The sequence below is a fragment of the Acetobacter sp. genome (assembly GCF_047721705.1).
In the GTDB taxonomy this organism is placed as follows: Bacteria; Pseudomonadota; Alphaproteobacteria; order Acetobacterales; family Acetobacteraceae; genus Acetobacter.
This window is the reverse complement of sequence record NZ_JBDNXK010000038.1, coordinates 1-21,855: the sequence shown is the minus strand read 5'-3', so window position 1 is coordinate 21,855 and position 21,855 is coordinate 1. Positions and strand designations below refer to the sequence as shown.

The 21,855-nt window shown below is 58.1% G+C and carries 21 protein-coding genes; 11 read left to right on the top strand and 10 right to left on the bottom strand.

Translation table 11 applies throughout. The features are described 5' to 3' along the window. Window positions 1-100: 100 nt before the first annotated feature. From ABF824_RS08295 to ABF824_RS08285, 3 genes are read right to left on the bottom strand one after another with little or no spacing between them, the layout of a single operon-like run. Window positions 101-466, bottom strand: a complete 366-nt coding sequence (locus ABF824_RS08295) for a DUF2892 domain-containing protein (protein ID WP_415487937.1) — start codon at window positions 464-466, stop codon at window positions 101-103. 11 nt (window positions 467-477) lie between these two features. Next, entirely contained in the window at window positions 478-1,047 is a 570-nt protein-coding gene (locus ABF824_RS08290; protein ID WP_415487935.1) for a LolA family protein, read from the bottom strand. Continuing rightward, window positions 1,044-1,355, bottom strand: a complete 312-nt coding sequence (locus ABF824_RS08285; RefSeq protein WP_415487933.1) for a BolA family protein — start codon at window positions 1,353-1,355, stop codon at window positions 1,044-1,046. Before ABF824_RS08285 ends, ABF824_RS08290 begins: the two co-directional genes overlap by 4 nt. Before the next feature lie 83 nt (window positions 1,356-1,438). On the opposite strand from ABF824_RS08285, the gene ABF824_RS08280 reads away from it, so the two are divergent. From ABF824_RS08280 to cobT, 3 genes are read left to right on the top strand one after another with little or no spacing between them, the layout of a single operon-like run. Continuing rightward, window positions 1,439-2,044 carry a J domain-containing protein gene (locus ABF824_RS08280; RefSeq protein WP_415487931.1) on the top strand — a complete coding sequence of 202 codons (606 nt, stop codon included), beginning with the start codon at window positions 1,439-1,441 and terminating at the stop codon, window positions 2,042-2,044. A gap of 52 nt (window positions 2,045-2,096) precedes the next feature. Further along, window positions 2,097-3,086, top strand: a complete 990-nt coding sequence (gene cobS, locus ABF824_RS08275) for a cobaltochelatase subunit CobS (RefSeq protein ID WP_415487929.1) — start codon at window positions 2,097-2,099, stop codon at window positions 3,084-3,086. A gap of 19 nt (window positions 3,087-3,105) precedes the next feature. After that, window positions 3,106-5,007: a cobaltochelatase subunit CobT gene (gene cobT / locus ABF824_RS08270; RefSeq protein WP_415487927.1), complete on the top strand. Its 1,902-nt coding sequence runs from the start codon at window positions 3,106-3,108 to the stop codon at window positions 5,005-5,007. Here the strand turns inward: cobT and ABF824_RS08265 are convergent. Further along, window positions 4,993-6,462: a pyridoxal phosphate-dependent decarboxylase family protein gene (locus ABF824_RS08265; protein ID WP_415487925.1), complete on the bottom strand. Its 1,470-nt coding sequence runs from the start codon at window positions 6,460-6,462 to the stop codon at window positions 4,993-4,995. The genes cobT and ABF824_RS08265 overlap by 15 nt on opposite strands. Before the next feature lie 124 nt (window positions 6,463-6,586). On the opposite strand from ABF824_RS08265, the gene ABF824_RS08260 reads away from it, so the two are divergent. Next, window positions 6,587-7,456 carry an alpha/beta fold hydrolase gene (locus tag ABF824_RS08260; RefSeq protein WP_415487923.1) on the top strand — a complete coding sequence of 290 codons (870 nt, stop codon included), beginning with the start codon at window positions 6,587-6,589 and terminating at the stop codon, window positions 7,454-7,456. Here the strand turns inward: ABF824_RS08260 and ABF824_RS08255 are convergent. Continuing rightward, window positions 7,391-8,233 (bottom strand): DUF1217 domain-containing protein, encoded by an 843-nt coding sequence (locus tag ABF824_RS08255; RefSeq protein WP_415487921.1) that lies wholly within the window; start codon window positions 8,231-8,233, stop codon window positions 7,391-7,393. The two genes, ABF824_RS08260 and ABF824_RS08255, sit on opposite strands and share 66 nt — an antisense overlap. A 211-nt stretch (window positions 8,234-8,444) precedes the next feature. Between ABF824_RS08255 and ABF824_RS08250 the strand changes: the two genes are divergently transcribed. From ABF824_RS08250 to ABF824_RS08240, 3 genes are all read left to right on the top strand, one after another. Then, complete coding sequence (locus tag ABF824_RS08250; protein ID WP_415487919.1) at window positions 8,445-9,953, top strand: circularly permuted type 2 ATP-grasp protein; 1,509 nt, start codon at window positions 8,445-8,447, stop codon at window positions 9,951-9,953. Beyond that, a complete protein-coding gene (locus tag ABF824_RS08245; RefSeq protein ID WP_415487917.1) occupies window positions 9,950-11,017 on the top strand; it encodes an alpha-E domain-containing protein in 1,068 nt (355 codons plus the stop codon). Before ABF824_RS08250 ends, ABF824_RS08245 begins: the two co-directional genes overlap by 4 nt. A gap of 100 nt (window positions 11,018-11,117) precedes the next feature. Continuing rightward, on the top strand, window positions 11,118-11,828 hold the full coding sequence (locus ABF824_RS08240; RefSeq protein WP_415487915.1) for a DsbA family oxidoreductase: 711 nt from the start codon (window positions 11,118-11,120) through the stop codon (window positions 11,826-11,828). On the opposite strand, the gene ABF824_RS08235 is transcribed toward ABF824_RS08240, so the two are convergent. Next, window positions 11,789-12,778, bottom strand: coding sequence for a bile acid:sodium symporter family protein (locus ABF824_RS08235; protein WP_415487913.1), 990 nt, complete (start codon window positions 12,776-12,778; stop codon window positions 11,789-11,791). The two genes, ABF824_RS08240 and ABF824_RS08235, sit on opposite strands and share 40 nt — an antisense overlap. Before the next feature lie 106 nt (window positions 12,779-12,884). Here ABF824_RS08235 and ABF824_RS08230 point away from each other — a divergent pair, with 106 nt between their 5' ends. Both ABF824_RS08230 and ABF824_RS08225 read left to right on the top strand, forming a co-directional pair. Further along, a complete protein-coding gene (locus ABF824_RS08230) occupies window positions 12,885-13,814 on the top strand; it encodes a hypothetical protein (RefSeq protein WP_415487911.1) in 930 nt (309 codons plus the stop codon). A 106-nt stretch (window positions 13,815-13,920) separates the two neighbouring features. Next, complete coding sequence (locus tag ABF824_RS08225; protein WP_415487909.1) at window positions 13,921-14,826, top strand: lipid-binding SYLF domain-containing protein; 906 nt, start codon at window positions 13,921-13,923, stop codon at window positions 14,824-14,826. Here the strand turns inward: ABF824_RS08225 and mltG are convergent. The 4 genes from mltG to ABF824_RS08205 form a co-directional block, all read right to left on the bottom strand. Next, a complete protein-coding gene (gene mltG / locus ABF824_RS08220) occupies window positions 14,820-15,908 on the bottom strand; it encodes an endolytic transglycosylase MltG (protein ID WP_415487907.1) in 1,089 nt (362 codons plus the stop codon). The genes ABF824_RS08225 and mltG overlap by 7 nt on opposite strands. After that, entirely contained in the window at window positions 15,869-16,747 is an 879-nt protein-coding gene (locus ABF824_RS08215) for an aldose 1-epimerase family protein (RefSeq protein WP_415487905.1), read from the bottom strand. Before ABF824_RS08215 ends, mltG begins: the two co-directional genes overlap by 40 nt. Window positions 16,748-16,822: 75 nt before the next feature. Further along, the gene (locus ABF824_RS08210) at window positions 16,823-19,024 is read right to left on the bottom strand and encodes an RNA degradosome polyphosphate kinase (protein ID WP_415487953.1); all 2,202 of its coding nucleotides are present in this window, start codon (window positions 19,022-19,024) and stop codon (window positions 16,823-16,825) included. A gap of 263 nt (window positions 19,025-19,287) precedes the next feature. Then, entirely contained in the window at window positions 19,288-20,031 is a 744-nt protein-coding gene (locus ABF824_RS08205) for a chromosomal replication initiator DnaA (protein ID WP_415487903.1), read from the bottom strand. A gap of 75 nt (window positions 20,032-20,106) precedes the next feature. Here ABF824_RS08205 and purM point away from each other — a divergent pair, with 75 nt between their 5' ends. Continuing rightward, entirely contained in the window at window positions 20,107-21,189 is a 1,083-nt protein-coding gene (purM, locus tag ABF824_RS08200) for a phosphoribosylformylglycinamidine cyclo-ligase (RefSeq protein ID WP_415487901.1), read from the top strand. Window positions 21,190-21,201: 12 nt separating this feature from the next. Beyond that, window positions 21,202-21,825 carry a phosphoribosylglycinamide formyltransferase gene (purN, locus tag ABF824_RS08195; protein ID WP_415487899.1) on the top strand — a complete coding sequence of 208 codons (624 nt, stop codon included), beginning with the start codon at window positions 21,202-21,204 and terminating at the stop codon, window positions 21,823-21,825. Window positions 21,826-21,855: the final 30 nt, after the last annotated feature.

The following is a 21,855-nucleotide window of genomic DNA, read 5'->3' as shown; positions in this document are numbered from 1 at the left end:
AAAAGAGTCGAATCGTTAGAAGTTTTTCTTGGACTATATAAATATTTAACTTCTTGAGCGGGTTTTTTACAGGGCAGCCGAACCACCTGCCCCCCCACGCTCACAAAGACTTCGCCACCAACTCCGGATCAGCGTCAAAGAGTTCCGGGCGCTTGGACGCCAGCCAGCGAAACAGCTTCAGCCCAAAACGCTGAAATAGTGGAAAATCTTCGGCGAGCAGCACAATCCCGACGGGTGCCATCCACAGCCCCAGCGCCGGCAGGAAAGAAAACACGCCGCCAAGAATCATCAGAATACCGACGATTAGGCGTGCGATTTTTCTTTCCTCAGCGAGCAGCCATTGAAACATGGACTGGGCCCAGCGGGGCAATCGCTGAAGGAGTGCATCACGATAGCGCTTCCAGAGTGTTTTTTGATCCATTGTGTCAGCAAGCGCAGGAAGCACCATCTTGATTTCATCTTTCATGCCGTTCGTCCTCAGACGTTCGGCGAGAATTCCAGTGTGGTCGTATGCTGGCGATCATCCACCAGAACAAGCCCGACCAGTGTTAAAGATGCTCCACTATCCTGAAACTGTAATGTGAGCAGCCCGTCCGAAAGCCGGTTGGTGCGGGCAAGAGAGACCTGCAAGGCCGATGGGCCACGCCTGACAGCCGTAACGGTCACATCCCCACTCAGACGTAGTGGACGGATGAGCATCAGACCGAGCGGCGTGTGCGAAAGCCCCATGCGCGTGACGGCACCCGTTTGGGGGTTGTTCAGGACGAGGTGCCCGTCGCCCGCAGTTAGCGTCATCCCTTTGGGATTATCGTAATCGAGGCGCAGGTTACCGGGCGTGTAGAGCAGCGTTCCGTAGCCACGCCCTCCATCGGGCCATGTCTGGGTAAACCAGAGCTTCAGAGTGGACAGACCGTTGAGATAGGCTTCCACGCGTGCCGTATCCGCCTGATCCTGCGACGACAATGTGCTGGCGCGTTCCGTCGGCGCGCAGGCGGCCAGCGCCATTCCGGTCAGCAGGACGGAGCGACGGGTCAATCTGCGCATCATGCTGGGGCGACCTCTGACGGCGTGTTCAGCGTGAGGGCAAGCGCGTGCAGGCCATCGGCAAACTCCGCATCGAGATATTTATGCACGAGACGCGAACGGGCGACGCGGGACATGCCGCTGAAAGCGTCGCTTACCACGGTCAGGCGAAAATGCGTCTCGGACGCCCCTTCCTGCGGCCCGCGGGGGCGTGCGATATGGTGTGCGTGACGGTCGCTCTCGTCTATGATCTCGATCCGGACCGGCGACAGTTTTTCTTCCAGCAGCGCTTTCACCCTGTGAGCCCGTGGGCCTGTTCCGATACCGGCCATTGTCCGTTTCTCCGTTCTGTCCATGACGGTCAGAGCCACAACCCTCTTGCGTCCAGCCCGTCACGGCACACATAACAGGCTACATGAGCAGACGAAACACACGCCACCGGGCTTTCGATCCCGATCCGGATGCGCCCCACCAGTGTTGCGACGCGCCCGGCTGCACCATGGAGGCAGGCTACCGCGCGCCGCGTTCACGTACGGCGCTGAACGAGTATTTCTGGTTCTGCCTCACACACGTGCGTGAGTACAATGCCCGTTGGGATTATTATAAGGGTATGAGCAGCGCCCAGATCGAGGCGCAGCTGAAAGCGGACATGTCGTGGGACCGCCCTTCATGGAAAATCGGCCATGTAGGCAACAAACCGTTCAGCGAGGACGACATTCTTGATCCGCTGGACGTCCTGAAGGCTTCCCGCGCCGACAGGGCGCGTCGTCATCGTCAGTCCAGAGAACCCCGAACACCGGAACGGCTGCGCGAACCTCTGGTGACGCTGGGCCTGCACTGGCCTGTCTCGCTTGAAGAGGTCAAGGCCCGCTACAAGGTGCTGGCAAAGGAGAATCATCCGGACGCCAACAACGGCGACCGGCACGCCGAGGAACGGCTGAAGATCATCAACGTGGCGTATTCAACTCTCCGCACGCATTTCGCGACAAATGCGGATGACGGTCTCGAAAAATCCGCCTGAGCATGGCACGTTCACACCACAATATCGCCGAACACTGAAGAACGGACACATCATGAGCACTGCGACCGAGGACCTGGTCCCCACATCTGCAATTTCCGTCCCTGATCTGGAAGTCTCGGCCCGTGAGGTCTTCGGCATCGACAGCGACATGAAAGTGCCTGCCTTCTCGATCCGCACCGAGCATGTGCCGGAGATCGACACGAGCTATCGTTTCGACCATGACACTACACTGGCCATTCTCGCCGGTTTCGCTTTCAACCGCCGCGTCATGGTTCAGGGATTCCACGGAACCGGGAAATCGTCGCATGTCGAGCAGATTGCCGCCCGCCTGAACTGGCCGTGCGTGCGCATCAATCTCGACAGCCATGTCTCGCGTATCGATCTGATCGGCAAAGATGCCATCGTGCTCCGCGACGGCCAGCAGGTCACCGAATTTCAGGAAGGGCTGCTACCTTGGTGTTTGCAGCACCCCTGCGCACTCGTTTTCGACGAATATGATGCGGGTCGTCCGGATGTGATGTTCGTCATCCAGCGCGTGCTGGAAGTGAACGGCAATCTGACGCTGCTGGACCAGAACCGTGTGATCAGCCCCAATCCGTTCTTCCGCCTGTTCGCAACCGCCAACACGGTGGGCCTGGGCGATACGACCGGCCTGTATCATGGCACGCAGCAGATCAATCAGGGACAGATGGACCGCTGGAACATCGTCACATCCCTGAACTATCTGCCGCACGATCAGGAAGTCGCGATCGGCACGTCCAAACTCGGGGTGGCTGCCGACGACAAGAAGATGCGTCAGCTTATCGACAACATGGTCGCCCTTGCCGGACTCACGCGCTCGGGCTTCATGGCGGGTGACATCTCGACCGTCATGTCGCCTCGCACGGTCATCTCATGGGCTGAGAACCTGCGGATTTTTGGCGACATCGCTTTCGCCTTCCGTGTGACGTTCCTCAACAAGTGCGATGAGGCCGAACGGTCCATGGTGGCCGAGTATTATCAGCGCTGCTTCAATGCCGATCCGATGGGCAAGCGCAAGTAAACGATCGCAGGAGAGAGACATGGCCGAGCGCCCGCGTCTTCCGCAAACGACAGCGCCCGGAAACGAAGCCGCCGAGAAAGCCGAGGCATTCCGGCGTGCGACGATTGGCGCCATTCGCGCCATGGGCGGTCGGCCGGATACAACCGTTACCTTCCACAGCGGCAACATGCCCCCCGGCCCTCTTGATCTCGACGGGCCGATCCGCCTCCCCCAGCCTTCCCGTCATGCGACAGACGAGGAGACAGCCCGTATCCGTGGCGCGGCGGACGCTGAAGCTCTGAAACTGCGTTATCATGACGTGGAGTTCCACCGGGCGCATCAGCCGGATGATGGCACGGCGCGCGCCGTTTACGACGCGCTGGAACAGGCCCGGATCGAGACGGTCGGGTCGCGTCATATGCTGGGTGTCGCGGCCAATCTTGACGCCAAGCTGGAGCAGGAATTCCGCAATGCCGGCGTTCCGCACATGACCAGCAAGGAGCAGTTGCCCACGGCCCTCGCCCTCGGTCTGCTCGCCCGTGAAACGCTCATTGGACGTCCCGTTCCCGAGATGGTGCGTCCCCTGCTGGCGGACTGGGAAAAGTCGCTTACACCGGAAGCCCGGCAGGCGCTTGAGGCCTTGCGGAACAGTCAGGACAGTCAGGAAGCCTACTCCCAGGCTTCCCGGAAGCTGATGGCTGCCTGTTCGCTGGTCGAACTCGAAAACGAGATGCCGGAAAGCGACGAAGACGGTCAGGACGAAGCGCCCGCTTCAAGCGACGACGCGGAAGAACCGCCCGCCGCACCTGAAGAGGACTCGTCATCGAGCGAGATGGAGGAGGAAGAGGCCGCCGCCGAGCCGCAAATGATGGAAGGCACGGGCGAACCCGATGGTCCCGACGACGCGACCGACGCGGAATCCGGTGACAGCGAAGGTTCGGGTGATCCGTCCGGCCCCAACGAAAGCCGCGCCACAACACCGGGTGACACGGCCGCAGGCTATCACGCCTATACGACGCAGTTCGACGAGGAAGTCACCGCCGAGGATCTGTGCGATGAAGACGAGCTGACCCGCCTACGGCAGCAACTCGACCAGCAACTGGCGACCCTCACGGGCGTCATCTCACGGCTGGCGAACCGCCTGCAACGCAAGCTTCTGGCCCAGCAGACACGCGCATGGAACTTCGATCTCGAAGAAGGAATCCTTGATGCGGGACGCCTTTCCCGCATCATCGTCAACCCGACCTTATCCCTTTCCTACAAGCAGGAAAGCGAGACGGAATTTCGTGATACCGTCGTTACGCTGCTGATCGACAATTCCGGTTCAATGCGAGGCCGTCCCATTTCCGTGGCGGCCATGTGTGGCGACATCCTCGCTCGCACTCTTGAGCGCTGCGGCGTGAAGGTCGAAATCCTCGGCTTCACGACCCGGGCATGGAAGGGCGGACAGAGTCGCGAGAAATGGACTTCGGACGGCAAGCCGAAAAACCCCGGTCGTCTCAATGATCTGCGGCACATCATCTATAAGGCTGCTGATACGCCGTTGCGCCGCGCGCGCCGCAATCTGGGGCTCATGCTGCGTGAGGGGTTGCTCAAGGAGAACATCGATGGGGAAGCACTGCTCTGGGCAGCGCGTCGGCTGAAGTCGCGTTCCGAGCAGCGGAAAATCCTCATGGTGATCTCGGACGGCGCACCGGTGGATGACAGCACGCTGTCGGCGAACCCAAGCTCCTATCTGGAAGATCATCTGCGGGAAGTGATCGCCAGTCTGGAAAACCGCAGCGGGATCGAACTGATCGCCATCGGCATCGGGCATGATGTGACCCGCTATTATCGCCGCGCGGTCACCATCACCGACGCGGAAGAACTCGGCGGCACTATGATGAAAAAGCTGTCGGAGCTGTTTGACGAAGATGGAAGGCGTCCCTCACGCGCCGCGTGAGGCTCTTTTCCGTCCGAGATCAAGAACGGCCTGTACCATCCGGTCCACATCGTCAGTCGTCGTGCGATGGTTGACGATGGCGGCCCGGATGCAAAGCTTTCCGTCAATCCGGGTGGTCGAGGGTGCCGCAATGCCTGACTCCTGCACATCCTTGACCGTTTCCGCATTCAGACTGTCCAGTCCCTGCCCTTCAAATCCGGATGCCTTGAATCTGAAACAGACGATATCGAGCGTGAGGGGGGCCAGCAGTTCCAGTTCAGGTTCCCGTTCCACCCGTTGCGCGAGGTGATTGGCGACAGCGCAGCAATGGTCCACCATCTGCCCAAGTTTGCGCGTGCCATAGACGGACAGTGTCGCCCAGACTTTCAAAGCACGGAAACCGCGGGAAAGATCAGGACCAAGATCGCAGAACCACGGCGCACCTGCTGCCAGACCGCGATCTTCTCGCGAAAGGTACGACAAGGTCTGCGCAAAGGCAGCCGCATGTTTTGCTGCGTCACGCACGATGACGCACCCGGCGTCGTAAGGCACCTGCGCCCATTTGTGGAAATCGAAGGCCAGACTGTCTGCCTGTTCAAGCCCCGTGAGCTTGGGACGCAAACGAGATGAAAGCGTTGCGAGAGCACCAAACGCGCCATCGACATGGAACCAGAGCTTTTCCGTGCGTGCGATGGCGGCGATTTCGTCCAGCGGGTCAATTGCTCCCACATCGACAGTCCCTGCCGTCCCCACAACCAGAAATGGCTCCAGCCCGGCTTTTCGGTCTGCCTCGATCATCTGGCGTAAAGCTGCTGTATCCATGCGAAAATCTTGCATCAGAGGCACAAGGCGCAACGCGTTGGAGCCTAACCCGGCGAGATCGAAAGCCCTGCTAACACAACCATGTGCGCTTTGAGCCGCATAACCGACAAGTTTACGTCCTTTGACGCCGTTCAAGCGGAGTTCGAGACCATCCTGCGTGGCCCGGCTGGCAACAATGACCGCTATGAAGTTGGCCATGGATGAGCCAGTCACCAGAACGCCGGAGGCATTCTGAGGAAATCCCATCAGGGTAGCGGCCCATCGGATGACCATCCGCTCCACTTCGACGGGCGCATGATCGCGTCCGCCGAGATTGGCGTTGAGGCCTGCCGCCAGCATTTCCGCAAGCATTCCCACAGGAGTGCCGCCGCCATGCACCCATCCCATGAAGCCAGGATGCCGGTTACCAACGCTATAGGGCAGCACATTTTCCTGAAATTTATCTGTAAAATCCGAGAGTGTTCCGGAGCTTTCCGGAACGTGTGCTGAACGGAAGCCTTCTCGGACGGAGGATGGAACTGGCTGCCATACCGGCTGTTTTCTGAGCGACATGAGGTTATCCACCATCATATCCAGCATCTGGTGTCCCTCAGCACGAAAGGATTCCCATTCCTCGCCCAGCGGGTCGAGAGACGTGAATTTTTCTTCGGCCATGATGAACTTTCCTGTTCAGAAAACGTCATATAATTTCTGCATGATCAGCGAAGAAACTGTCTTCCCTGAAACGATGCAGCTATCAAGCGAATGACTGCGATAGTGATCTGAGAGACGTGTGTCCATGTTGTTCCGGAGTTTCACGCTTTCGCGCGATAACGTGAATGGCGTTTCCTACCGTCTTCGGCGAGGGGGAAGCGGCCCGGCAATCATGCTGCTGCATGGGCGTCCCCAGACCCATGTGATGTGGCATAAAGTCGCCCCATCACTCACGGCCTCTCATACGGTTCTTTGCCCTGATCTGCATCCGGACCGCCCCATTGCACAGCAGAGCCGTGATTTGCTGATGTTGGCGTCCCAACAGGGCCACGATGAACTGATTGTCGCCGGCCACGATTACGGTGCCTTTATTGCCTGTCAGATGGCACTAGACAGCCCAGAACGGATCAAGGGGCTGGTGCTTCTTGAAGCCCTGCCCTTCATGGATCATCAGGGGCGTGATGATATGGCATATTCTCTTGCGCATTATGCAAGCTGCTGGTTTGGACAACTCCACCCCAAATCAGAAGCGAGCCTGTTTGAGCAGTCCGCAGCATGGTTGGCGTCATCATCTCGCAGCAGAGATATTTTCTCACCCGAAGCCATCTTGGATTATACGACCACATCCTTATGGAAGGGATCAGTCGCTGCTCCTGCGAAAGTTTCCCTACGACCCATCATTTGCCCCCTTCATGTTCTGTGGGGGAAAGGCGGTCGTATTGGTGGCTGGTATGATCCTCTGAATCTGTGGAGACAGGCAGTAACCGGTTCAGTGACGGGACACTCCATCAATGCCGAGCATTTCCTGCCGGAAGAAAACCCCACTGAGGTGATTGCCGCATTCGAGGATTTTCTCGCTATGAATGGGCAATCAAGCCGCTTTACGGTCTCAGGTAAACAACGAAGTGATGAGCGATGTGCTATCCGAGCTAACACCAAACAGGCTCAGCACTGAACCATCAGATCCGTCGGCACCATACAGAGAAAGTAAGCTCGGAGCCGTTGTCACCGACTGCGGGTTGAACTGAAGGATCGTCAGATAACGCTCGGCATATTGCTGGATTTTTTCCGGAGTGGAAAAATCTGACAGCTTGACCGTTTTTGTCAGAAGACGCTTCTGCTCATCAAAATCCAGTACGCCGAACTGGGTCGGGTTAAATCCGCTTACCGTCTCCACGACCTTAAGCAGCGTGGAATCGGACATGATGTCATTCAGCGTCATGCTAGACGTCATGGTGCGCGTGAAATACAGCGCGTTACCAACGCCAGACGTGCTCTTGGAACTTTCCAGCGATGTCTCGTAAGACTTTTCCTCATATTTCGTGACGATCGAATCAACCGTCGACTGATCTGAGAAAAGCGAACTGGAGGACGTAGATGAACTGCTCTGGTTCAGAGATGCGAAAGCCTTTGCAAAAGCCAGCCACGATGCATTGCCGGATTTGGCTGCAACCGAGGTGCTGGATGTCGGATCCTGCGTCAGAAGATCCTTCACCAGAGCCGTGGAATTCTGAATGGAGCCCAGTCCGTAGGCGCCAAGCACGACTGACAGGGCCTTGTAGTTCTTCATCAGGTCGCTGGCAGACGTGATGTTCACCGCATCTTTTTCGAAAGACGACGTATAGTTGGTGACTTCACTGTTGGTCTTCGCGTAGTTCGCAGCTGTTTTTTCTTCATCCGTGAGAGACGTCAGATACGTCGTCACCGGAGAGACACTTGTTAAGCCGGACATTGCGAGACCTCCATCAGTCGGATTTTTCCAACATTTGCGTCTGAAATCCGGACAGTGGACCAAGAAAATTAATGAGCGATTAAACCGCGTGGACAAGCCTGCGTGAAATGCCGTCTTTTTGGGGTTGGCGGCGTCCAATTTTCTTGCTCTTCTGTAACGAACTTCTCCCTTCCCATTCGCGTTTGGGAAGAGAACTGGGTCAGGAGCACGAATGGTCGATCATACGCCCGAACATGCAGCAGTGATCTCTCCGGCACCCTCACCATCATTGCCGGAAGGCCTGTTTTCCGCATACAGAAATACAGATTTCTTTTGCGAAATGATGAACAGCGCCGCGACCGGCCTTCCTCCCGATCCGCAGGTGGAACTGATCAGGGAGAGACTGAATGCCCTGCCCCTCAATGATCTGCGCGACCGGGCGACTCAGGCTGAACAGGAACTCTATAATCTCGGGATAACCTTCACCGTTTATTCCGAGCGCGATGTCATTGACCGCATTCTGCCATTCGATCTCATTCCCCGCGTTCTCACACAGGCCGAATGGCGGCATATTGAAGCAGGCGTCAAGCAGCGCGTCACCGCCCTCAACATGTTTCTGTGGGACATTTACCACGACAGAAAAGTCCTGAAGGACGGCATCATCCCGAGTGAACTCGTTCTCGGAAACGCCAATTACTGTGAGGCGATGATCGGGCTGGATGTGCCCGGAGGCACTTACATCCACGTCGATGGCACCGATCTGGTACGCGACGAAAAAGGGCGTTTTCTCGTTCTGGAAGACAACGGGCGAACACCGTCAGGCGTGTCTTATGTCATTGAAAACCGCCATGCCACATTGCGCGTTCTGCCGGATATCGCCGCCGGGATAGACCTGATGCCGGTGGACGAATACGGCATGCAGCTTTACGGCGCGCTGGCCGACGTTGCGCCCGCAGGTGTCGATAACCCGCAGGTCGTGCTTCTTTCGCCCGGGATTTACAATTCGGCCTATTTCGAGCACGTGTTCCTCGCTCGCGAGATGGGCGTGCCACTGGTGGAAGGACGTGATCTCGTCGTCGAGAACGACCGTGTCTACATGCGCACGACAACCGGTCTGCGGCCAGTTCACTCGATATACCGTCGTCTGAATGACGATTTCCTTGATCCTGAAGCTTTCAACCCCACCAGCATGCTCGGTGTGCCCGGACTGATCCGGGCTTACCGCAAGGGGAATGTCACTATCGCCAATGCGATCGGAACCGGCGTTGCGGATGACAAGGCCGTCTATGCCTATATGCCCCGGATCATCGAATATTATCTTTCGGAAAAACCCATTCTTTCCAATGTGATGACCAACATCTGCGCTGAACCGGATGGTCTCGCCTATACTTTGGATAATCTCGACAAGCTTGTCGTCAAACCCGTCGGTGAGTCTGGTGGTTACGGCCTGCTGATCGGTCCACACGCGACAAAGGTGGAACTGGAGGAGTTCCGACTCAAACTGCTGGCCGATCCCGCCAATTATATCAGTCAGCCAGTCGTTCAGCTTTCAGTCAGCCCGACCCTCTGCGAAACCGGTCTTGAACCACGCCATGTCGATCTTCGTCCGTTTGCCGTGACAGGCAAGAGCACATGGGTGCTGCCCGGTGGCCTCTCCCGCGTTGCCCTCAAACGCGGATCACTGGTCGTCAACTCGTCGCAAGGCGGTGGTTCCAAGGATACGTGGGTGCTTGCATCATGACGATGACTGTTGATCCTGTAGCAACCCTTCCGCCCCAGCCACTTCTTTCCCGCTACGCGGAATCCGCCATGTGGCTGGCCCGCTATGTCGAGCGCGTCGAAAATCTCGCGCGCATCATCGACATCACCGAGACATTCGTTCGCTCCGGTGCAACGGATGGCTGGCAGGGCATCATCCAGATCAACGCGGACGAAGAGCGTTTTTTCGAAACGCATGCCAAGGTAACGGCTCAGGGCGTAATCTCGTTTTATGTGCTCGACGCGGAAAATCCTACGTCGATCATGGCTCTGGCACATGCCATCCGGGAAAATGCCCGGGCCCTGCGTCCCATCATTTCCGTGGAAATGTGGGCGCAACTGAATGTCTTTACGAAATCCATCCGTGAGCTGCGGGCCGCTGACATTCGACCGAACGAACTTTCAACCCTTTGTTCCCGTATCAAGGAAGCCTGCCAGACCCATACCGGCATCACGGAAGGCACGCTTTACCGGGATCAGACTTCGGTGTTCTACAATATCGGGCGTTATCTGGAGCGCGCCGATCAGATCACCCGCTTGATCGACATCAAATATCATACACTTCTGCCGTCAGAGGCCGGTGTCGGTTCGGAAGTCGATATCAGCCAATGGTCGGCTCTCCTCCGTTCCGCTGCTGGATATCATGCCTATCGCCGGGTGATGGCGGGGGACATCCGGCCGTCGAGTGTTATAGGCTTTCTCCTCAACAGCGCAGCCTTTCCCCGCTCTCTGGCGACAAACCTGCGCATGCTCCACGGTGGCCTGACGCAACTTCGCCGTGACTATCGTCTACGCGGAGCGTCGAAGATTCTGGAACGCGTCGAGCATCTGCTCAGTGTTCTCGAGGGCCAGACATCAACGCAGATCATTCTGCGGGGTCTGCACGAGTTTAACGACTGGATGCAGTGCGAACTGCGACTGGTCCAGCAGGATATTGCGGAAACATTCTGGCCGGAAGAACCGGTGCCGAACGGGTTCGCGCCTTCCGATGGCACAGAAGTGTTCGTGTCGACCAACACGCAGACACAGGGACAGTCCCAGCACTGACCGTCTTTATCGAACGCAACGGGCGGTAACATTTTGTACTTCGCAGGGAATCAGAACGGGCTATTTGCCTGCTCTTTCTCTACAGTGCCACGCAATGAACGTGGTAGCGCCCTCTCATCACCGGATCTCAGTCGAAATCGTCTTCGATTTCGTCTGTCCGTGGTGCTGCATTGGCGTTAACCGCATGCTCAACGTGTTCGACGAACGTCAAGATGTCGATATTGTCTATAAATGGCGCCCTTTCCTGCTCAACCCGGATTTTTCCTCGGAGGGCATGGAACTACGGGCCTATTTACGCGCCCTCCACGGTTGCGATGAACGTGGCGAACGGCTTCTGCTTTTGATCGAATCTCTCGCCAGACAATGCGACAGCTTCATCCGGATTGACCGGATACACCGGGTGCCAAGCACCCTGCGGGCGCATCGTCTCGTGGAATGGGCCGCATCACGAGGGGATTGCACAAAACTCGTGATGGGACTTTTCGAAGCCTATTTTCGTGAAGGCGAAGATATTGGCGACACAGCCACACTGGCTGATATCGCCGAGCGTCACGGATTTGACAGGGAACTCGTGACACACTTTCTTTCCACGGAAACGCTGGCGGGCACTGTGGTCTCCGGACAGATCAACGCCCAGAAGGCGGGCATTCATGGCGTCCCTTCGCTGATCATTGAAGGGTTTGCCCTGACTGGCGTTCACGAAGCTCCAACGCTGAACAGACTTCTGGATGCGGCTCTGTCTGTCACTCGTTCACCCCAGCAGGGCGGCTCTCACCCCGCCACTTTCTTTTCGTCTGTCCGTCCCTCCTGAGCAGTCTCCGCTTCCCGGGCGAAACGCTGGGCCAGAATGGCACACACGAAAAGCTGGATCTGGTGGTAGAGCATGAGCGGCAGAACCACGAGACCAACACTGGCCGTCGGGAACAGCACATTCGCCATAGGCACGCCGGAAGCCAGTGTTTTCTTGGAGCCGCAGAAGACGATGGCGACCTCGTCTTCACGTGAATAACCAAGAGCGCGACTGCCGAGCGATGTGATCAGCAGCACCAGCGCCAGAAGCACACTGTCCACGACAGCAATGGTCCCGATCTGGGAGAGCGGCAGGCGATGCCACAGTCCCTGCACGATGGCTTCGCTAAACGCGGTATAAACCACCACCAGAATTGAGCCACGGTCGGAAAAGGAAAGCAGTTTCTTGTGCCGTTTCGCCCAGCCACCGATCCACGGCTGCAATATCTGTCCAGCGATAAAGGGCAGCAGCAACTGCACCACGATGTTCAGCGCACCGCCGGACTGAGCGCCCTGCTTCGCGAGCACCAGTCCCACGAGCAACGGCGTAATGAATATCCCCAGAATGTTGGAAGCCGTCGCGGAACAGACTGCTGCTGGCACGTTGCCACGTCCAATCGACGTGAAGGCAATGGACGACTGCACGGTCGAAGGCAGGCAGCAGAGAAAGAGAATGCCGGTCCAGACATCCGGCAGAAGCAGCGCCGGCATCAGCGCGTGCATCGCCAGTCCGAGCAGCGGAAATAGCACGAACGTGCAGGCCAGAATCGTCAGATGCAGGCGCCATGCCGTCAGGCCGCTAATGACGGCCGCGCGTGAAAGGCGGGCACCCTGGAGGAAGAACATCAGGGCGATCAGCAGAATCGCCAGATTCTTGAAAATGGGAACCGCCGCGCCCTGACAGGGAGCGACTGTCGCAATCCCCAGTGTCGCCAGCAGACTGAGAAGAAAAGGATCAAGCTTGAACGGCATGGACGACACTACCTGATGCGAAAACGGGATCCGGCATCCCGGCTGTTGTATAGGATGTCCGGCACGCATTGCGCGTGACGAACAGTTGAGCCACTTTTACGATCAGATGAAACACATATCCATTCACCTCCCCGTCCGCCTTTCTCAGCAGAAACCTCTGAAAGTGGGCCTTTTCGCTCTGTGCCTGACACTCTGCACGGCCACCAGCCTGCACGCAGCGTCAGTTCCGGCGACCTGCGCCACGATCCGGCATGGCGGGAACGGGAGCGGCTCTCTCGATAACATCGTCGTGACGTTTCCCGGAAATGCCGGGACACTGACTGCAACACACCAGACAGTGACGGGGGGAGGCGATTCTGCAACCGATCTTGCCGACGCATCCTCTGTCCTCTTACTCGCAGCCCTCACCGGCCACCATAACGCGGCCTGTTCAAAGTGGCTGGAAGATCAGGGGGATGGGGCTCAATCACAGATCACCACAGGCCATACCCTTGGAGTCTCGTGGAATGGTGTTTCGACCCGTCACGCGACCACACGTGTTTCGTTTGACAGCGCAAAGCTGAGCATCAGCAAGGATGGGGCAAATGCAGCTGCTTCTCTCGTGTTTAGCGGTGTGACGACCAGTGGCATTGCCGCGCCTTCCTTGATGCCCTCGTCGGCACAGGCCAGTTTTTCTCTGCCCGCAAGCGAACTGGCGAATCTCATGGCAGCGACCGCCGGCAAAGTGGCTTCCCTCCCTGCCGTGCATGTGACGATCCGCTCTCTGACCGCGCATCGTGACACGGTCACGCTTTCCGGCAATGGCCGGGCCACGCTGACCGGCGAACATGACAGCGCCTCAGCCAGCGGCCATCTGGAAATCACTGACATCAGCACGCTCATCGACAAGGCCCGTCAGGATTCCCAGATGAAAGTGGCGGCGGCCCTCATCATGGCGCGACTGGTGAGTCACAAGAACGGCAACGCGAATACGTGGGATACCACGTGGCAGGGCGGCGTTCTGACGGTCAACGGGGTACCGCTGCCGTTGCAATAATTCACAGGGCTACCACGACGAATTGCATACCGGTAGGAGGTTCGCCATGCTTGAGCCATACATTGGGGCAATTCTGCCCTTCCCGCCTTTACGACAGGAGACTCGCATGCGAGTGCGCCGCCTGACACGGTTGTTTCTTTCTTCCGCCGCCGTTCTGGGGGCTATCGGATTTTCACCCGCCGGACATGCCGCCAATGACAGTCAGCAGGCTCTCGTCGACAAGGCGACACTGGCAGTTCAGGACGTCTATACCGGCGCCAAGACGACCGATCGCGTTTATCGCTATCTCGCCCAGTCCCGCGCGGTCATGGTGTGTCCGTCCGTTTTCCGCATGTCGATCGGTATTGGCGGGTCCAACGGTGGCTGCCTGCTCATGTCGCGCGATGCCCGTGGTTCATGGTCTGATCCCGCCTTCTATCGTCTGAGCACTGGTTCCATCGGTTTCCAGTTTGGCGTGCAGTCATCGGAAGTCATCTTCTTCGTCATGACGGATCGCGGGCTACAGGCGCTTCTCGACAGTCAGTTCCAGTTCGGTGCCAATGCGGCCGCGTCTTTCGCCACCATGGGCAGTGGCATTGAAAGCGGCACTGCTGGACGCACAAACACCGACATCATGGCTATCCAGAAATCCGAAGGCCTGTTTGCCGGCGCTTCTCTGGGCGGCTCGAAGTTGACCGTGGATAGCGACGCCAACCGCGCCTATTACAACCAGATCGTCGGACCGACCGAGATTGTCATTTCCATGCGGGTGAACAATGCCGGAGCCGACCCGCTCCGCGCTATCCTGACCCGCTACAGCACCGCTGCCGCAGCCGCTTCGACCGCCAACTCGACAGTTGGAAGCAGCGCGTCGTCCAGCACGACAACAAGCGGCACCAGTGGAACCGGCGAAGCCGAACTGACGCCCTATAACAGTGCTCCTGTTGTCAGCAGTGGCAGCGGCATCCAGAGCCAGTCGCTCGCACCGGTAAAGTCGCAGTCCCTGTCCGCTGCGAAGTCGAAGGGTTACTGAACTTTTTCGTCTGAGGGCGCGCTGTTGTCGCGCCCTTTCCGGAAAGCGGCGACATTACGATTATGCTCATCCAGAGACGCCGCAAAATTATGGCCGCCATTGCCGGTCGCCACGAAATACAGATCATTGCCTGCCAGCGGGTGAGCAACGGCCTGTAACGACGCCATCCCTGGGGAACAGATCGGTCCCGGCGGCAGGCCTGTGACGACATAAGTGTTGTAAGGATTTTGTACGGCAAGGTCACTGCGGACGAGTGGCCGTCCCAAAGGTCCTGCGCCATCATTGAGAGCATAGATCGTCGTCGGGTCGGACTGAAGCCTGATCCCTGCTTTCAGACGATTGAGAAACACCTGCGCAATGTGGGGACGCTCGTCCGGCAGTCCCGTTTCCTTCTCGACAATCGAAGCCAGCGTTACCAGTTCAGCAGGATTTTTGAGCGGGAGCGCAGGATCGCGCTTTTCCCAGACAGCATCCACTTCGCGCTTCATGGCCAGTTTCATACGCGCCACAATGACCGTCCGATCCGTGTCCCGGGTGTAGCTATATGTCTCCGGAAAAGCCTCGCCTTCTGCAAGCTGGGGAGTTGCTCCTTTCAGAAATGGAGCAGCATCAAGCAAAGTCGTAATCTGGCGGGCGGTCAGTCCTTCCGGAATAGTGAGCTGATGCAGGACAGGCTTGCCGTGCCGTAGAACGTTCAGCAGATCCCGCATGGAGGCATGAGCGGGGAACAGAAGTTCCGCCGCATGAATCTGCCCTTCCTGACGGGTAAGCGCTATCGCTGCGCGGAAAACAAACATGTCAAAAGGATTGGCCTCAAGAGCCTGTCCACGCTGTAATGCCGTAATGGTGCTGGCGTATCCCCCATGAGGAATGACAAGCGCCGTCGAAGTCGTGAGCGGGCCAGGCATCGTGTAACGCCACCACCCTGCCCCCGCCAGTGCTCCAGCACTCATGCCCGAAACGAGAAGCACACCAGCGAACAGACGCCCCCAGCGAAAACGTCTTTTGGGTTGGGGAGACTTCTTCCTGTTCTTTCCGGCTTTCAAGCAGCTACAGCTTTCACGGACCAATGCGCCGTCCATTCCTGGTCCGGTTGGAGCAGCACAACACCCGGTTTGGTGCGAAATTCACCTGAGAAACCATGCGGTGTCGCATAACCCTGCCAGGGTTCGATGCACAGGAAATGCGCGCCCGGCTTGGTCCAGACACCCAGTTGCGGAAAGCCATGCCACGCAAAGTGGAGTTTGGTGCCGCCCGGAACACCAAATTCAACGGACCGGCTCCGGATCCTGTCAAAAATGATGGCGTCTTCAGCAAACAGATCATCATGAAGCGCCAGTTCGCGTCCCTTCACGGGCGTGGGACGCGCTGCCGGGTCCAGCAGGCCCTTCTCGAGACGACGAATGGGTTCAGGCTCCGCCTCCTCGAACACCAGACGGTAATCCTCGCGTTTTTTACCGGCCTGCAAGGGCCAGCGAAATGCCGGATGGGCACCGAGAGAGAAAGGCATTTCCCTGCCCGTCTCCTTGTTGCGAACCGTGTACGTGACCGTCAGTTCGCCGTTCATGATCTGATAGCTCAGCCACAGGCGGAACTGGAACGGAAAGAGCGCGAGCGTTTCATCATCAGGCTGTAATTCCAGCACACAGCCATCAGGATTACGTTCCAGCCACCGAAATGCCTTATCACGGGCGAAACCATGCTGCGTCATACGGTAGGTCTTGCCGTCTATCAGCGCTTCATTGTTGGGAAGCTGCCCGACAATGGGAAACAGCACGGGTGAATGACGACGCCATGCGGAACCGGCATCCCACAGCAGATTCGTTCCATCCTGCAACCTGAGAGAGACGAGTTCCGCTCCCTGCACCGACACTGTTGCAGTCAGCGTGTCATCACCAAAACTATGTGTCTCTGTTCGCATCGAACCCTCCGGCAAACCCTCTATTCCATATAGAAAATTTGCCGGAAGTCCGCAAAAGGCCGATCTCGTGCGCGGTCAGTCGTCGAGCAGCCGGTCCCGTGGCGGGGGCGCAGCCCGCCCTGTGATGTCAGCGGCCGCCGAACCGCGTCCGGACAATGACGGATGCGTCATGAACCATTCATGGGCCGAGAACGGCTTGTTGCCCGGATCGAGTCTGCGCCATGTGCCAGACTTCTCCAGAATCCACGACTGAAGATTGTCCTTCAGATCCGCGACCATGATCTGGTCCAGCACCTGCGCATGCACTGTCGGGTTGGTGATCGGCACCAGACTTTCGACACGCCAGTCCATATTACGCGTCATCCAGTCAGCCGAGGAAATGAAGACCTTGGCCGAGCGGGATGGCAGGCGATGACCGTTGCCGAACGCATAGATGCGCGAGTGCTCAAGGAAACGACCGACAATCGACTTGATGCGGATGTTCTCCGAAAGACCCGGCTCTCCCGGACGCAGGCAGCAGATGCCGCGCACGACGCCCATGATCTTCACGCCCGCACAGGAAGCTTCGTACAGCTTGTCGATCAGTTGCGGATCGACCAACGCGTTCATCTTGAGCCAGATCTGCCCCGGTCGTCCTGCGTGAACATGAGCGATTTCGTCATCGACCAGTTCCATCAGCGTCTTGCGACAGGTGACCGGAGAGAAAGCAATCGCTTCCATCTTCGCAGGCATGCCGTAGCCGGTGATGTAATTGAACAGACGCGCGGAATCCCGCACCAGCTCAGGCTTGCAGGTGAAAAAGGAGAGGTCGGTGTAAATTTTCGCCGTGATCGGGTGATAGTTGCCGGTACCGAAATGCGCATAAGAACGCACGGTATTGCCTTCGCGGCGCACCACGAGACTCAGCTTGGCGTGGGTCTTCAGGTCCGCGAAACCGAACACCACCTGAACACCGGCGGCCTCCAGAGCGCGGGCGAGACGGATATTCGCCTCCTCATCGAAGCGGGCCCGCAACTCAACCATCGCCGTGACGGACTTGCCCGAATCCGCCGCTTCGATCAGCGCCTTGACGATCGGACTATCCCGCGACGTGCGATAGAGCGTTTGCTTGATGGCGATCACGTTTGGGTCCAGCGCCGCCTGACGGAGGAACTGCACGACGACATCGAAGCTTTCGAATGGATGATGGATGAGAATGTCTTTCGCGCGGATCGCGGCGAAACAGTCCCCTCCATAATCCAGAATGCGTTCCGGGAAGCGCGGCGTGTAAGGCGGGAACAGGAGATCAGGGCGGTCGTCCACGATCATCTGCTTGAGATCGACCACGCCGATCATGCCGGAATGCACGGAGACTTCCTCGGGAGGCAGGTCCAGTTCATCCACGATTGCTTCGGCGAGTTCACGGGGGACCCGCTCTTCCATGTCCACATGGATGACCACGCCACGCCGACGACGCTTCAGAGCGGTTTCGTACGAACGAACAAGATCTTCCGCCTCATCCTCAAACTCGACGTCCGTGTCGCGAATCACGCGGACCATCCCGCTCTCGGCAACCAGCAGGCCGGGATAGAGGCGGTCGATGCAAAGCGTGATGAGGTGCTCAAGCAGCACGAATCGGACGGTCGGCGGCTTACCGGGGGGGGACGGCAGACGAATGAAGCGGTCTACCTGTGCGGGCAGCAGGATCAGTCCATTCATCACGAACAGGCCTGTCTCTTCCGACATCAGCCGCAGGCCGAGCGCCAGCCCCATGTTCGGGATGAAGGGAAGAGGATGAGCCGGATCGACGGCCAATGGCGTCAGAACGGGAAAAACCCGGTCCATGAAGTAGTCGGACAGCCAGATGCGATCTTCATCGTCGAGCTGATCCAGTCCACACAGGACCACGCCTGCTTCGGCAAGCAGACCACGCAGATGAGTCCAGATGCGCTGCTGCTCACGGAACAGCTGCACGCAACGCTCTCTTACCGCGGCAAGCTGGAGCGCGGGCGTCAATCCGTCCGGGGAGAGGGAAACCAGCCCTTCCCGCACCTGCCCGACAAGACCGGCCACACGAACAGAATAGAACTCGTCGAGATTGCTGGCGCTGATGGAGAGAAAACGCAGACGCTCCAGAAGCGGATTACGGGGATTATCCGCTTCCTCGACCACACGCTGATTGAATGCGAGCCACGAAAGTTCCCGATTGATGAATCGGTCGGGCGAGGTCGCAGTGATCGCTGGAGGTGCCGGAACATTTTTTCTCGTGCGGGTCCGGCTTCGCGCAGGCGCTGCCACTGCCTTCGAGGGCGCGGGCTTCCGGCGTGTTCGGCTTGTGGTTGATGAGGCTGTTGTCCGCGTGCCTTTCACGCGACGACCGACTGGGCGCGTCTTGTTTTCGTCCTGCTCAGACAATCGAATCTCCCGTGTAGCTGTGATGCAGCCATCTGTTCATGAATTTAAAACCGTGTCGGTATCGTACGTGCGGCTTGCTTCATTGTCATATGACAATTTGCGCACACAATCATTGATAAGCGCTTGTTACCCCGCCGAGCGCGCTTTCATTCAACCGATTTGGCAGCTTCAAGCTGTGCCAGCAGAAGATTGGCTGCATTCCGGTCGAAAGGCTGACCACTTGCCAGCGTCATGGCGTCGATGCGGCTTACTGCCTCTTCCACCGCACAGGCCTCGCGTGGGAGACGCTGAAGCAGCCAGTCCACAAGCTGACGCGACACGATGAGTTGCCGCTCCGCCAGCAAGCGCAGCATGAGACGATGCAGAAGAATATCCTCAGCCGCACCTACTTCCACGGCCATCGTCGCTTTAAGTCTGCTTCCGAGATCCGGCAGAGTAACGGGCCATCGTCCCGGCGGTGAACGCGAGACCATCAGCAGGGGCGTGTCATGCTCTTTGGACCAGTTGATGATCTGTAGGAGAGCCACTTCATCGTGAGTGGCTGGCAAAGCGTCGAGGGCGATCGCCCGTGGCGCAAGTTCCGCCAGATGCGCGATATCAGGCAGACGTTGCCCCGCATGGACGATCAGAGCCTGCTCGTGCAGCGCCCAGCGGTGCAGCAGATGCGTTTTCCCCCGGCCTGCCGCGCCCCACACAACGAGTCTTCCATCCGACCAGCTTTTCCGTGCATCATGGGCGAAAAGCCATGCCCGTGCGGCTGCATTCGATGGGGCGGACACGAAACCGGTCGCGTCAAACCGGCGCTCATACGTGAACGGAAGAGGAATCTGCCGCGCTTCGTCGGGTGCGCCATCACCTTCACAGCGTTTCGGATCATAAACCTGTTCCATACCCGCTATGCGCGCCGCCCCGCCTGCCGTAATAGGATGCCACGAACCTGTTAGCGCAAAAGACGAGCCGAAGCCATGAACGCAGCCTCCCCCGATAATTCCTCACAGGGCCTCACCTATCGTGAGGCTGGCGTGGACATCGAAGCTGGCGATGCTCTGGTCGAAGCAATCAAGCCTGCGGCAAAGGCAACGACGCGCTCAGGCGTGATGGGTGGTCTGGGCGGATTTGGCGCACTGTTTGACCTGAAGGCAGCAGGATTCACCGATCCTGTGCTGGTTTCCTGCACCGACGGTGTGGGCACCAAGCTGAACCTCGCCATCGATAGCGGCCTGCATGACACAGTGGGGATCGACCTCGTCGCCATGTGCGTCAACGATCTGGTTGTCCAAGGCGCAGAGCCTCTTTTCTTTCTCGACTATTTCGCGACAGGCAAGCTGGCCGTTGAAGACGCTTCCAAAGTCGTGCGCGGCATTGCCGAGGGATGCCGTCTTTCCGGCTGTGCCTTGGTGGGCGGCGAAACGGCGGAAATGCCGGGCATGTACGCGCCCGGACACTACGATCTCGCCGGTTTTTCCGTGGGCGCTGCGGAACGAGGCAAGCTTCTGCCGGGAGCTATCCGTCCGGGCGATGCGCTGATCGGGCTTGTGTCCAGCGGCGTTCACTCGAACGGCTTTTCTCTGGTGCGCCGCATTCTGGACAAAGCTGGACTCAAACTGAGCGACGCGGCTCCTTTTGAACCGGGCAAGACCATTGGCGAAGCCCTGATGACCCCAACGCGCCTGTATGTCTCGCAGGTTCTCGCGCTGCATCGCGAGGGTCTGCTGAGCGGTGCCGCTCACATCACGGGTGGCGGTTTACCGGGCAACCTGCCCCGCGTGCTTCCCAACGGCACAAAAGCCGTGATTGATGGACCGTGGATTCCGGCACCGGTGTTCGGCTGGCTCGCCAAGGCAGGTGGAGTGGCGACGGAAGAAATGCTGCGTGTGTTCAACTGCGGCATCGGCATGGTTCTGATAACCTCCAAGCCCGACCTTGTGATGGCGCGCCTGAGCCAAATGGGCGAAAGCCCTGTGGTTCTTGGTCAGATCGAAGCGGCTGAAGTGAACACCGCGCCTGCTCTGGAAATGCCCGTCTCTCCGGATTTCGCACACGCCTGAGGATCGCTTTCTGTGACCGTCCACAAGACCCCTATCGCCATTCTCATCAGTGGGCGCGGAAGCAATATGCGCTCACTGATTGAAGCCTGCGCTCAGCCTGATTTTCCTGCTTCCGTGGCGCTCGTTCTGAGTAACAAGGAAGATGCGGCCGGACTGGAATATGCACGAGAAGCGGGATTACGGGCTGAAGCCATCCCTCACCGGCTTTTCGGAAAAGACCGAGAGGCCCATGAGCGTGCGATTGATGCTCGGCTGAAAGAAGCCGGTGTGGAATTCGTTTGTCTGGCTGGGTACATGCGACTGCTGACCCCTTTTCTGACAGATGCCTGGAAAGGGCGGATGATAAATATCCACCCCAGTCTCCTTCCCCTGTTTCCGGGCACGCATACACATGAACGTGCTCTTGAAGCTGGCGTCCGGATTCATGGCTGCACAGTCCATCATGTCACGGCGGGAATGGACGAAGGACCGATCATCGGACAGGCTGCGGTTCCTGTTCTAAGTGACGATACTGTGGATGAACTGGCAGCACGTGTGCTTGAACAGGAGCATGTGCTGTATCCGATGGCGTTGAAGAAAATACTAACAGATGAGGGGCTTCCTATTCGTGCTTATAAAGCGCTAATTGTAACGTAAATATCCACTTATTCTTTCTAAAATACCTAC